Source organism: Christiangramia echinicola DSM 19838 (assembly GCF_000423065.1).
Classification (GTDB): Bacteria; Bacteroidota; Bacteroidia; order Flavobacteriales; family Flavobacteriaceae; genus Christiangramia; species Christiangramia echinicola.
In genome coordinates this window covers 181,162-194,034 of the sequence record NZ_KE383973.1, presented here as the reverse complement: position 1 = coordinate 194,034, position 12,873 = coordinate 181,162, and the positions used below count along the sequence as shown (strand labels likewise).

The 12,873-nt window shown below is 36.3% G+C and carries 11 protein-coding genes; 1 reads left to right on the top strand and 10 read right to left on the bottom strand.

Annotated features, from left to right (window positions below):
* Positions 1 to 5: 5 nt before the first annotated feature.
* The 9 genes from G530_RS0116165 to G530_RS0116125 are packed head-to-tail and all read right to left on the bottom strand — an operon-like array spanning position 6 to position 10,308.
* On the bottom strand, positions 6 to 1,163 hold the full coding sequence (locus G530_RS0116165; protein WP_026935512.1) for a glycosyltransferase family 4 protein: 1,158 nt from the start codon (positions 1,161 to 1,163) through the stop codon (positions 6 to 8).
* Positions 1,164 to 1,169: 6 nt separating this feature from the next.
* Complete coding sequence (locus G530_RS0116160) at positions 1,170 to 2,555, bottom strand: glycosyltransferase family 28 protein (RefSeq protein ID WP_026935511.1); 1,386 nt, start codon at positions 2,553 to 2,555, stop codon at positions 1,170 to 1,172.
* 44 nt (positions 2,556 to 2,599) lie between these two features.
* Positions 2,600 to 4,312: an asparagine synthase (glutamine-hydrolyzing) gene (asnB, locus tag G530_RS0116155; RefSeq protein ID WP_026935510.1), complete on the bottom strand. Its 1,713-nt coding sequence runs from the start codon at positions 4,310 to 4,312 to the stop codon at positions 2,600 to 2,602.
* 2 nt (positions 4,313 to 4,314) lie between these two features.
* The gene (locus tag G530_RS0116150) at positions 4,315 to 4,998 is read right to left on the bottom strand and encodes an acylneuraminate cytidylyltransferase family protein (protein WP_026935509.1); all 684 of its coding nucleotides are present in this window, start codon (positions 4,996 to 4,998) and stop codon (positions 4,315 to 4,317) included.
* Positions 4,998 to 6,155 carry a UDP-N-acetylglucosamine 2-epimerase gene (neuC, locus tag G530_RS0116145; RefSeq protein WP_026935508.1) on the bottom strand — a complete coding sequence of 386 codons (1,158 nt, stop codon included), beginning with the start codon at positions 6,153 to 6,155 and terminating at the stop codon, positions 4,998 to 5,000. The genes G530_RS0116150 and neuC overlap by 1 nt, the downstream gene beginning before the upstream one ends.
* Before the next feature lie 30 nt (positions 6,156 to 6,185).
* A complete protein-coding gene (locus G530_RS0116140; protein WP_026935507.1) occupies positions 6,186 to 7,178 on the bottom strand; it encodes an N-acetylneuraminate synthase family protein in 993 nt (330 codons plus the stop codon).
* A 1-nt stretch (position 7,179) separates the two neighbouring features.
* Positions 7,180 to 8,055, bottom strand: a complete 876-nt coding sequence (locus G530_RS0116135; RefSeq protein ID WP_026935506.1) for a hypothetical protein — start codon at positions 8,053 to 8,055, stop codon at positions 7,180 to 7,182.
* Positions 8,056 to 8,059: 4 nt separating this feature from the next.
* On the bottom strand, positions 8,060 to 9,142 hold the full coding sequence (locus G530_RS0116130; RefSeq protein WP_026935505.1) for a glycosyltransferase family 2 protein: 1,083 nt from the start codon (positions 9,140 to 9,142) through the stop codon (positions 8,060 to 8,062).
* Positions 9,139 to 10,308: a hypothetical protein gene (locus G530_RS0116125; protein WP_026935504.1), complete on the bottom strand. Its 1,170-nt coding sequence runs from the start codon at positions 10,306 to 10,308 to the stop codon at positions 9,139 to 9,141. Before G530_RS0116125 ends, G530_RS0116130 begins: the two co-directional genes overlap by 4 nt.
* Before the next feature lie 275 nt (positions 10,309 to 10,583).
* Here G530_RS0116125 and G530_RS0116120 point away from each other — a divergent pair, with 275 nt between their 5' ends.
* On the top strand, positions 10,584 to 11,546 hold the full coding sequence (locus tag G530_RS0116120; protein WP_026935503.1) for a glycosyltransferase family 10 domain-containing protein: 963 nt from the start codon (positions 10,584 to 10,586) through the stop codon (positions 11,544 to 11,546).
* 39 nt (positions 11,547 to 11,585) lie between these two features.
* Here G530_RS0116120 and G530_RS17175 read toward each other — a convergent pair whose 3' ends face one another.
* Positions 11,586 to 12,833: a glycosyltransferase family protein gene (locus G530_RS17175; RefSeq protein ID WP_035716645.1), complete on the bottom strand. Its 1,248-nt coding sequence runs from the start codon at positions 12,831 to 12,833 to the stop codon at positions 11,586 to 11,588.
* Positions 12,834 to 12,873 lie beyond the last annotated feature (40 nt).

Below are 12,873 nucleotides of genomic sequence, written 5' to 3'. Positions count from 1 at the left end.
CAGAATTAATTCAAATCTAAGTTTTTCTTTTCAATAAGTTCCTGATAGAATTTAATGTTTTGCTCTGCAACCACCTTGCTAGAAAAATTCCTTACAACCAGTTCTCTGGCTGCTTTGCCCATTCCTTTTGACAACTTACTATCCTTGAGTAAATCCACAATTCTAGAAGCGTATAATTTGTGATTCCTGGGATCTACCATATATCCGGTTTTCCCATCTATCATCACCTCAGGTGCCCATCCAATATTGGAAGTGACCAGGGCTTTTCCCATGGCCATTGACTCTAACCATGTCATAGGCATTGCCTCGGCAAAACTAGGTAAAACAACAAGGCTTGCATTTTCTAATTCTTCTCTAACCTTCGAATAATCTAAAGATCCAATATACTCAAATTGCTTTATTGCCTTTTGAGTAAGTTTATTTTTAAATAATTCCAGGGTTGAAGTATTTTCAAAAATATCAACTATATCTCTTCCTGCCAGGATTAACTTTACTTCCGGATTTTCCCTTACCACCCGATTATAGATCTCTGCCAGTTCCAGGACTCCTTTTTTCCGTATTAAGCTGCCGAAATATAATATTCGACCTGGCACCGGCTTAATTTTTGAAGCTTGAAAATCTTCAATTCGTATACTATTATGGATCACCTTGTATTTCCTTTCAAGGTCAAAAACCTCCATAGTTTTTTTTCCTGTAAAATCGCTAACCGAAACAATAGAATCTGCATTTATAAGGGCGCTCCTTTCGAAAAGTCGGTTTTTATATTTCTGCCGCCTGTTTTCCAGTTCACAAAAATATCCATCTGTTCCGTGTAATCGAATTATATGAGGTATTTCGAATTTCATAAATGCGGTGATACCTGTCCAGTCAGGTGTTTCAAATATATTTATTCCTTCTTTAAAAATTATACGATTGATTCTTTTCTCCAAGTATTTCCTGTAAAAATACCAGCCTCCAAATGGATATTTTCGCTGCTCGATCAGGTAGAAATGTATCCCTTTATCTGAAAAATGTTGTTCTGAATTTTGGCTATATACCAGAACGCTGACTTTTTTACCCTTTTTTACCAATGCCTCTGCCATATTCCGGATGCTGGTACCCAATCCACCCGAAGCTGTACAAAGTTCATGGGGATATTCCGGAGTTAAATAGGCGATATGCATCTATTATTACTTTATGATTTGTTGTAATTGTTGAGTTATTTGGCTATTTGCTTTACCTTCTGATGAATTAATAATTTCGTACCACTGCTTGGTAATTTCAATACTAACAGACGTATTATTTTTAGCCGACTTAATCACATCCTCAATTTCTTGTACTTCATTTATCCAGTATACAGCTTTTTTATCTGGCATAGAACGAAAATGTACATAATCATAAACCTCCCGAATATCCTTTTCTAAATTTTCTATTCGTGGTTTATAATTTAAAAATCCACAGGGTTTATTCTTGGCTATAAAATCAAAAACCATTGATGATCCAACATTGATCACCATAAAACTATGTTGGATAATATTGGTTTGAAGCATCATATCCTGCCTGGTAGGCATAACCTGGTCCCAGCTGTCTACACCTCTACTCCATTGGGGATCGATAGAACGTATCACGTCGTTATATTCCTCGATCACCGTGCCATATCTGCCAGAAAAATCTACCGGGCATCTTCTGAAGATCACTCCCATTTCCTCCCCCTTCCGGTTCAGGTTCCGAACGGATTCTGCTACATCTTTTAAGAAAATTTCATCATGTGGTGAGGTAGTGATGTCATCTCCTGAAAAACATAAATAGTCTTTCTGTGGATTCAAATCGTATTTCTTATAAAATTCCTTCCGTGACATAATCACTTCCTCTTTATAATGTATTTCAAATTGAGGAGTTCCGGTTATTTTAACCTGTTGTTCCTGAACAAACGGGTAATATTCAAGCAATTCCTTTTTCATATAATTGCTCCAGACAAAGTAAAAATCCGTATCTATTACTTTGGTAGCCTTCGGTAAATTATCCCAGGAAAAGATAAAACAGGCAGTAGGTATTCCTATATCTTTTGCCGCTGTTATAGGTGCGATCGCATTCACTGGACGCTGGTTGGCGCAAAATACCAGGTCTGGCGCTTCATTTTTTAGTACGACCCTGCAATGCTTGTAATATTGAGATTTCCTCTCAGACTCATTCATCCGTATCCTTAGCACCTCTAATCCTTTTTCTCCTGAATGGTTTCTGCGAAGCCTTGAAACGATAAGGTTCTTGATCTTATTCTTTATTCCTTTAGACGAGTTCCTGAACTCATACTTTTCATAGATTGGATCCTGAAATCTGTCTTTAAAGTGATCGAGTTCTGCCAGGATCTTAGCTCTTTTATAAAGGTCGGTTGTGGCCCGTGGTGCTGGTTCTAGTTTTATCTCCTTTTCTCCTTCCCCGGCAATATCATAGGTAGTGGCGTTCCAGTAAACGATCTGCAGACCAGATTCCCTCGCTATTTCAGGAAAATCGGTGAATAAAAAATTCCTGAGGCTAACGCCATCTGGAATAACGATAAGAATTTTCTTCTTTTTCAAAAATACGGGTTCATTGGGAATTCAAATATAGAAAACCCATTGGGTTATTGGTAGTTTTTTAAAAGAATAGCCGTATTGATCCATTGCCAGAGATAAAAGCTATGATTTCTTTTACCTTTCATATAGGATTTCCATTCTCCTTCCATACGGTCAAAATCGAACCAGTTAGCATAAGAGGATTCTTTTAGCTCCTTTAAGCTCCCATCTACAAACATAGCTAATTCGCTTCCTAACCATTCCCGCTGTGGTGTTTGAAGAGGACGTTTAGGTGCCTCGGCTACCTCAAAAGGCACAAATTCCTTTACGATCTCCCGCAAAAGGCATTTATGAACTCCTCCCCTGATCTTCATGTTATCAGGAAGTCTGAATGCAAATTCTACTAATCTGTAATCCAGAAATGGTTCTCTTAATTCGGTAGAAACAGCCATCGAAACCCTGTCGTTAAAACGCAGCGCCCTTGGAAGTTTAGTATAAAAGAGATCCCGATATTGTAGATTTTGAACTCTTGAGGAAAAAGGTTCCGGGTATTGAGGTTGCTTCGCTAATTCTCGGAAATCATTTTCAAGAACCTCAGGTTTAAAAGCTGACTCCTTTCCAACACCCTGAATTAAGTTGTTAGTATTACTCGAATAATAGTCATATCCAGCCCATTGTTCATCCATCCCCTGACCATCCAGGAGTACCTTAATCCCATCCTCACTGGCTTGTCTGAATATCTTTGAATAGGCTAGTGTGGGAATTCCACCAAAAGGCTCATCCTGGAAATCACTGATCTTTTTAGCCAGCTCAGGCACTTCTTCAAGTCTAAGTTTGATTTTTTCCAGTGGGTTTCCCGTCTTTTCTATCATTTGTTCAACCCAGGACAATTCATCATACCTATCATCCCCGGAATAGAAGGTGTAAGCCCGGATGTTGTGAGCTGGATGAAGGTGGTTCACCAGGGCAAGTAATAGCGAACTATCCACTCCACCGCTCAGATTAAAGCCAACCTGAACATCGGCCCTGAACCTTAATTTTATGGAGTCTTCCAGAAGGTCAAGGTAATTTTTTTTAATATCTGCTTCTGAACCAGAATCAGAAGAACGGACTTTTATCCTCTTTTCAAAATTATACCAGGGATATTTTTGCAAATTTCCTTCCTGATATTCCAGGAAATACCCTCCCGCCAATTGAGATATATCGGCATAAAAAGTATCCTCCGGCATGCCGTAACTTCCGTATCTGAAATAATTTGCCCAGGCCCTTTCACTGACATTCCTGGCTACTATAGCGTGAATAGCCTTTATTTCACTGGCAAAAATTAAAGAATTTTTATCCTTGTAATAATAGAATGGCTTTACCCCAAAGCGGTCCCTGGCCGCGAACAATTTGTTCTTTTCACTGTCCCAGATCGCGAATGCGAACATTCCATTTAACTTTTCAAGGCAATCCCTTCCATAAACTAAATATGCAGCAAGTAATACTTCAGTATCAGACTTCGTTTTGAAATAATATCGATTACCTATTTCTGCCCTTAATTCTTTATAATTATATATCTCCCCGTTAAATATCAGCTGAAACCTACCTGTAGAATCGCTGAATGGCTGATTAGCCTCCGCTGAAAGATCTATTATGGAAAGTCGGTTATGACCGAGAAGGCAATTGGTTCCTGAAAATATCGCCGAATGATCGGGCCCTCGATGCCGAACGATCTTCAGCATTTTCCAAATATGCTCCTCGACATAGCCTGCACCTATTATTCCAGCAATTCCGCACATGATCAGGATCTATTTAATTCTTCAGCCTTATTCCAGTCGGCAGGGGTGTCGATATTCACATAAGGATCCATCGAGGTATCTACAAAGCCGATCTTATCTCCAAAAAGAGAATTTTCAAATATGCTTTCGGTTCGGGTTACGTAGACTGCTCCATCGCGGTGGTAAGCCCTTGGTAATTCCTGTCGCCTTGGAATTGGATATCTTTCTCCTGTCGCTATTTTTAGCTGCCCCCCTTGTTCTTCAAAAGCCCAATGTGGATTGTATTCAGTAGGGATCTCTCGTACGCTTATAACAGAGTCATAATTCCCCTGTTGCATTTTTGCGATCGCTTCATCGATCAGGCCTTTTCTTCTGAAGGGTGTGGTAGGTTGCAGCACACAAACGGCGTCAAAATATTCATTCTTTTCTTTAAAGAATTGAACTGCGTGTTTAATGACCTCAAGACTGGGTGTGTCATCAGCAGCTAATTCGGCAGGTCTTTTAAATGGTACTTCCGCAGCATTCTCCCTGGCCACAGCCAGGATCGACTTATCATCTGAACTTACCACTAATCTAGAAAGCAATTTAGACTTTGTTGCATCCTCTATGCTATAGACTATAAGTGGTTTATTACCTAACAATTTGATATTCTTTCCGGGAATTCCCTTACTTCCACCTCTTGCCGTGATTAGTCCGAGTACTTTCATCAATAAGCAATGGTTTTAGTTGATCTCAATTCAATATTTGAAAGTAATTCCGCGATCTTTTTTCCCGAATCGCCAACACCATATATTGAAGAGGAAGGAAAATGTCCTTTTCCATTCAATTCCTTTATTTTTTCCTGAATCTCCTTTCTGTCATAGCCTACATGTATAACATTTTCAGCCTTTAGCCTTCTATGCTGGCGGCTACCGATATCGATCGCCGGTACACCAAGATAACTACATTCTCTTATCCCGGCACTGGAGTTACCGATGATCATCTTTGAATATTTTAGCAGCCTAAGAAAATCAAGGCTATCCATGTTTTTAAAGAAATGTATATTGGCCGGATCTTTTTGCTCTCTAAAGGTCCTGATCCCATTGGAGGTACCATCTGATCCCGCATCCACATTGGGCCAGAACCAGAAAGCGGGTATACCTGAATCGGTAACCGCATGAAGTGTTTCCATAATATGCTGCCTGGCCTGGTCATATTCTGAAGTCACGGGGTGTTGCATCACAACTAAATATCCATTCTTCCAATCAATCCGCCTTCCTACTCCTCCGTATTTTTTGAGCGGATCAAAACCAAGATCTTTTTCACTTTTGATCTCTCTTGCGAGATCGATGGAAGGGCAACCCGTATTGATTACCATCTCGGGGTCCTCGCCAAGTTTAATCACGCGTTCGCGAGCATCCTCATTGGAAACCAGGTGCAGGTCGGCAAGTTTAGTGTTGGCGTGTCGTACCTTTTCATCTATACTCCCTGTTACTTCACCTCCCTGGAGATGTGCAAGAGGGATATTCTGATAGGCAGCGGCAATGGAAGTAGCGATGGTTTCAAATCGGTCAGCAATAGTGATCACCGCATCCGGTTGCAGATTATAGAACACATTCGTGAGCTCCATGAGGCCAAGGCCGGTAGTCTTTGCCATAGTTGTGGGGTTCTCCCCTTCAAGTACCATAAATACCTTTGCGTTGGCTGTGAAACCATCTTTTTTTATAAAATCTGCAGCATTGCCATAACGATCCAACAGTGCCGAACCTGCTATGACCAGTTGCAATTCCAGGTTTTTATGCTCCTGTATAGCCTTTAATGCAGATTTCACCCTGCTATAAGAGGGTCTTGCGGTAATTACAACACAGATCTTTCTTTTATGCATACAATTCAATTACGTAACAAAGTAAAAACTTTAAAAATGATCAGCTTTTAAAAAAGAGTATTTTTGAATAGAGATAACTAATTTTTTACCGATCACCTTCGTGAAATTTTTAGCTGAAATCCCCATATTACTGGGCTTTTTAGCTTCCAGATCTTCAAATCTCAAAACATGACCTGCAGGCAGGTCCTTATTGACTGCCAGGGATTTCTCAAAAATTTGTTTCAGTTCCGAAAACTTTGAATTATCCATTTTATCCACAGGATTTTTCAAAGCCTTTTCGATATTTCGCACGGCTGTCACTAATTTCTTGATCTCATCTATTTCCAAGGAAGAAGAGGCATCAGGACCAAAACTTTTTCGACTAAAAACAGCATGAAACTCAAGGATCTCTGCACCCAATGATGCTGCTGCAATACAGGTTTCAGGTCTGGCCGAATGATCAGAATAGCCAGTTCTGAGGCCATACCGATCCCTTATTTCCTGCATCACATTCAACCCGTAATTTTCCGGTTCAGTAGGATAAGAAGTTGTGCATTGTAAAATAGACATATCCACACTCCTGTTTTTTAGAAAATCAAAAGCCTCATCCAGTTCCTTAAAAGAACTCATCCCCGATGATAAAATAACCGATTTGCCGGTATTGGCAATTTTTTCCAGTAACAGAAAATTGGTAACCTCTCCAGAGCCGATCTTATATTTTTTTACTCCTAATTCTTCTAACAGATCTACCGCAGCATTGCTGAACGGGGAAGCCAGGAATTCAACTCCCTTTTCCTCGCAGCTTGACTTAAGCAAATTCCATTGCTCTTTTGAGAATTCCATGCGTTTCCAGTAATCGAAACGAGTTTTATCCTGCTCCGAGAATTTGATTCGAAAAGGCTCATGAATACTACTCTCTGCCTCGGCGATATGTACCTGGAATTTAACAGTATCTACCCCGGCCTCAGCTAGCGCATTGATATATTTTAATGCCATCCCCAGGCTACCTTCATGGGCCTGTCCAATTTCGGCTATAATTTCCATTTTATACTTTTAAAACAAGGTTGATCGAACCGGCCATCAGCTCTTCGTCAGTATATCCATCAAAATCCTCATGCAATGTAAGTTTTTTAAATTTTCTATAGTTTTCAGAATCAACTGATGGTTTATCGTAGGTTAAATCTACTATGTCATAATTTAAATCCTTAAATATATCCAGGTACTGCGGTAATCGAAGCCGGTTATGATAATCAAACCTGGTTTGTACCTGGTTCCATTCTTCCTTAGAAAAACGAAGAAAATCCTGTAATGAAAGTTTTTTATCGGAATAAGCTCTATGGTCGCTGGGGGAAATCAGATGTATGATATAAGACCCGGGGTTTAGATCTTTTTTAAATTTTAAATGCATTTCGCGGATCATTTCAGGTTCAACATGCTCCAGTACAAATCTTGAAAAAATAATATCAGCACCAAAGATATCGTGATTTGTAATATCTGTTTTGGGAAAATACGCTACGCCTTCAGGGAGAGGAAACTCTGATTTTTCCGAAACCTTTATCAACTTATCAAAATTCTGCGAAAAAGTCTGATTAAGCTTTTTGATATTTTTCTTCTGATAATGTTTATTCAGATCATAGCTTATAACCTGGCTTGCCTTTCCCATATACTTAAAAAAATATGGCATTAAGGGTAGCCATCCCGATCCTATTTCCACTATCACCTTATCTTGTATCTTAATTCCATTCTTTTCGGTGACCTGTTCCACAATTTTATAGGTATTAAAGGAAGAACTTATTTTATGATCCAGATCCTTCTCAAAAAAGAGGTTTTGGAGAAAATGATATAAATTATCACCCTGATTTCTGGATAATAATTCAAGGGCGTGAAAAAGATGGGATTTAAATTTTGACTTCAACGGCATCGAGTCAGGAAAATTTAATGGCGATTTCTATTTCGCCTTTATTCTTATTACTAATAATGGAATACGGTAAATTTCGATAAAATGAAATAAGGTGCAAAATTACCCGATCATTCATTTCCTTAAATGTATAATAGTGAGGTACCTTTTTGCCGAGTTTTTTCTTTAAATGATACTTGGCCGATTGCTGAAAAGGATCATATTTAAAACTAATTTTGATAATTCCGTTTTTAATTCCCGGCAATTGGCCGAACAAAATATCATCAACCTGTCTTTTTTCATTGGTAACTGAAAAACTAACTTCTGTGGCCTTTAACTCCCTGGATTCTTCTTCCGTTATGCACTGGCCCCAACCTTCTAAATTCACTTTAGTAGATCCAAGCTCTTTAGCCGTTTTTAAATGCTGATGATTGAGAGGCAAAACACCTGAAATCTTTAGATCTGTTAAAGTATTCGTTCGTTCTTGACTTTGGTAGGAAGGGTGCCATTGATGTAGCAATAATAATTCCTCATCATAAAACCTTGCCTCATTTCCAGCATTTTCCAGTCTCACGTGTATATCGGTATCTTCGCTACCCCAAAAATGGTAAAACTCATCAAAGCCATTTATTTCCTTCAATTTTTCTACTGGGAACAAACTTAACCCAGTTGCCTCTGGGGTACTCAGTCTTGAAATCTGATAATCAGAAAACTCCAAATCCTTCTTACTTTGCTGGGAATCTAAATAACCTACCTGGAAGTAAGTTATTCTGTCTTCTTTCTGAAGTTTTTTTGCCTTTTTAATAAAATCAGGATGAAAAATGACATCTACATCAGCCACAAAACAGTACTCCGTTCCTAGTGTTTTGATGACATAATTTAAGGCCTTGCTCTTATTCCAGGGTTGGAATTTAGTAGGTACATAATTGTAGGATATAAAATCAAATTTGGAGCAAACTTTTTTTATTTTTTGAGATCTGGCCTCATCAGAACCATAGTCAATGAAATACACCTGAAAATTCGAATCAGTCTGATCATCCAGGGATTGCAAAGATTTTCTTATCCTCTCCAAATCCCTATTACGGTAAGCATATATTATTGAAAGCTTCATTTGAAGAGGGATTGAAATAGTTTTGTTTTCTTGCGATAAATGATATTCTTTACTTTAAAGAATTCAACCTGCCAATTAATTTCACCAGTTTCCTCAATAAAATTTATAAGCTCTCGATCAAGGGTTAATTTTTTCTTTTTTGACAATAACCACCCGATATAATTATTCCTATTTTTTCTAAACTTTTGAACATTAAAAACCTTAGAGTATAAATCGAGTTTACCAAGCAAATCTAGAGTTAACATTGTTCTCTGACATTTATAACATTTCGAACAGTTAATCTCTTCCCTATTCATAGAATACGGATGAGTACAGACATCCAAGTGGTTGTAGGTATCAGGAAAATTAGAAATCAATTCAGTTCTTTCTACTCTTGAATATTTGAGGGCACTTACAAAAAAAGACGTTGATTCCGTAGATAAATTCGGTATAATCAACATGTCTAGGTCTGCAATTTCATTATTATTAAAACCATAGTGGTCGAACCTAGTTCCAGACGAATAATAATAATTTTTGAATAGTTTCTGAAAAAGCAAAGCACAGGAAATAGTCCTTAAATTATAAGTCTCCTGGAATTTCATTTCTAGAATCTCACTTAAATTAGAATCTACAGTAAGAACTTCCCTATTTACCTTTTTTGCAAAGGCTTCCACATTTTTATACCTGTCCTTAAATACTAGTCTTGCATTATTTCCACCGTGATCTCCATGGGAACCAACATTAAAAAAAGTGAAATAATCAATTTTAAACGGAGCTACTTCATCATTATGATCGTAAAAAGTAGATAAAGAATCTATTCCACAGGAAAGACCAGTACCTGCAGTGTTTCCAACATTTAAATCCGTAAGACTTAAAGAAGAAGGAATTATCCTGATTTTTTTGTAGTTTTTATTTACCAGGCAAAGGGCATCTATTAAATAATGTCTTAGACTATAATAAAGTTTTGAGGATATCGGAGCATTTAATTTTATATCATTTCCTGTCTTAAGGCCTAAAAACAATAATCCAATTAGAAACGCATCAGCTTGTTCAGTAACTAAGAATTTTTCAAATTTCTCTGGGAATGAATACCATAATTCATTTCTCTGATTTTCTAATTCAAACTGAACTGAAATAATTGCCTTATCATTGTTTTTTTCTAATCTAGGTTCTTCAATAATTAGCATGTAATATTTTAGGATAAGGTTTGGGAAATTGAATTAAAATAATTTGAAATTTGAATAAATTATTTGAGAAAAGATTATGTCAGTAAAGCTTAAAGCAGTGCATTAAAAATCCTTTTGAAAATTTCAATCCAAATTCAATTTCAAAATTAAAAGTATCAATTATTAGTAAATTTGAAACAATTAATTCTGTATTTTAAAAAATACTCGATTCATAAACCTGATTTCATCAATCTAAAAAACTTAAAATACTAACTTTTTGGCCGAGAAATAATCAAATGATCCATATATATAAAATCGATCCACTAACCTATACACCTTTCGATAAAAACTTTTCAAAGGAAGATTTTTCTTATTTAGAGCAGAAAGATTTGAAAATAACGACGAATAAAAAAAAAGCAGATATTTTCCTTGCTGGAAACCATAAAAGTCTCAAGCGATTTATTTTAAAAAATCCCTTTTTGAGGAATTATTTGGTATGGTCCCAAGAGCCTAGATTTTCAAAAATTAAATCTACTCCATATTATCCTTTCTCCATATTTCCTGAAGTGCATTTAATGAATATTTATACGGAAGATGTATTTCTAAATAATGTTACTAATCAGGATAAAAAGTTTATTACCAACCAGAAACTAAATATAATAGACAGTAGCTACAAATTATCAAATAGAAAAGTCGCAGCATTAATGTCATTTTACCATGGTGGAAAATACAGCAAATTAACTATAGATGGATTGAATATTGATCTTATAAAAAAAAGGTCAGAAATAGCATTATTTTTATTCAAAAATAACATGATTGATATTTATGGTCAGGGCTGGCCTACCGGCATCTCCATGGAAGATTCTAGATTTAATGAAAGGCATAAAAGAAAAAAGGACATTTTAAAAAAATACCATTTTAATCTGTGCTTTGAGAATACCGTTTACCCAAAATATATAACTGAAAAAATATGGGAAAGCATTGAAAACAAATGCCTCCCTATCTATTTTGGAGGTACAGGTAGTTCTATTTATGAATTATTCCCCACGAAAAGTTTCATAGATTACTCAGAATTGGAAGACCCTGAAAAATTAAAAGATCTCATAAATAATATGCCGGATGTAGAATTTATTTGTAGACTTAATAAATGTATAGAGGTATATAATTCATTTATTGAAAAGCCTGATCATTTTTGGAGAAACTCAAGGAAGCAAATGCTTGATAAAATAGTTGAAAAATGCAACTATATAGTGAAATGATAAAAATTGATGATTTCTAAAACATCATTATTCCAAGAATTATCTTTCGAAAATTGAGAATAAGGTTTGATGAAGAGATTTTCCCTTCATATAGTAAAGTAAATCTGGCCTACTAATTTCGAAACTTTTAGTGGCCTTCCAGTTTTTATATAAATCTATAATTTTATTTTTTATTGATTCGACATCATCTATCTCAGACCAATATTCATAATCATCCCCTAATAATCTTCTAGATTCACTTCTATAAGGTCCCAGAAGAAGTATTGGTTTATTAGCCATAATACAATGAGGAAATTTACCAGGTAGAAACGGACTAATTTCCGCTTTAGTTTCTAAAATTATATTTACAGAAGCGTGATCTTGCATCACTGAAACTTTAGTATAGGGCACATAATCCTCGCTAACATAAATCTGAGGATTTTCTCTTGAAAAATTATTTAATTCATTTGTATAATAATTTCGTCCTCCAAGAAAAATTAATCTGGCATCATTTTTTGCTTCTGGAATATCGCCTAAAAATTCATTAAACGCATTAATTATCCCTTGTGGATCTCTCCCCTTCAAAAGATGACCTGCATGAAGAATGGTAAACTTCGTTTTATCAAAATAATTTGGTATTTCTATATTTTTTCTTTGACCACCTGAGATTTGATGCGGGATGATTACACTTTTTTCCATCACTGTTTGAAAGAAACCACCCATCCACTCCTTTAAAAGTTTACTAGGAAAAGCAAGGTATTTTGCTTTTTCAAACATTTCTTTTACAAATTTCTCTTTGATATTGTATCCAGGCTCGTACCATCTGTATGGTGCTGGATACAAATGCATAGGATAGGGATCATGTATATAAGCCATCCATTTGGAGTGAAGATAATCCATCTTAAGAATAGCATGATGTGGCCTGAAACTACCTCCCTTGCTGAGTGTTAAGACAAGATCGGGATTAAAGTCGTTGATCTGCCTCAAAGAATTTATTATACTATTTCGATCATTTAATAAGGTGAAAGAAAATCCAAAATATTTTTCAATTATAGGATTTAGTTTAATTCCAGTTTTTCTCCTTAAATTCCTTTCAATCCTGCTTAAATAAAATAATAGGCTATTTCTATTCTCCTTAATCCTAAAGCAAGGCACCCCTTCAATTTGAATATCCTTTAATGTATAATGGTAAACTCTTAAATTATAACCCGCATCAAACAAGTTTTTGATAAGCGCCACTCTACCTTTGGTTCCGCTGCTATCCTCAATGTCTATAGATTCAACTACTACCAATATTTTTTTGTTCATTCCAGTCACCTTGCTTAAACTAGGTTGGTAAATCTATTAC

Bases quoted from the DNA above. Each gene is read 5' to 3' on its own strand.
- G530_RS0116135 (WP_026935506.1), bottom strand. From the start codon at position 8,055: ATGCCGTTGAAGTCAAAATTTAAATCCCATCTTTTTCACGCCCTTGAA.
- G530_RS0116150 (WP_026935509.1), bottom strand. From the start codon at position 4,998: ATGAAAGTACTCGGACTAATCACGGCAAGAGGTGGAAGTAAGGGAATT.
- G530_RS0116165 (WP_026935512.1), bottom strand. From the start codon at position 1,163: ATGCATATCGCCTATTTAACTCCGGAATATCCCCATGAACTTTGTACA.
- G530_RS0116140 (WP_026935507.1), bottom strand. From the start codon at position 7,178: ATGGAAATTATAGCCGAAATTGGACAGGCCCATGAAGGTAGCCTGGGG.
- G530_RS17175 (WP_035716645.1), bottom strand. From the start codon at position 12,833: ATGAACAAAAAAATATTGGTAGTAGTTGAATCTATAGACATTGAGGAT.
- neuC (WP_026935508.1), bottom strand. From the start codon at position 6,155: ATGCATAAAAGAAAGATCTGTGTTGTAATTACCGCAAGACCCTCTTAT.
- G530_RS0116120 (WP_026935503.1), top strand. From the start codon at position 10,584: ATGATCCATATATATAAAATCGATCCACTAACCTATACACCTTTCGAT.
- G530_RS0116125 (WP_026935504.1), bottom strand. From the start codon at position 10,308: ATGCTAATTATTGAAGAACCTAGATTAGAAAAAAACAATGATAAGGCA.
- asnB (WP_026935510.1), bottom strand. From the start codon at position 4,312: ATGTGCGGAATTGCTGGAATAATAGGTGCAGGCTATGTCGAGGAGCAT.
- G530_RS0116130 (WP_026935505.1), bottom strand. From the start codon at position 9,142: ATGAAGCTTTCAATAATATATGCTTACCGTAATAGGGATTTGGAGAGG.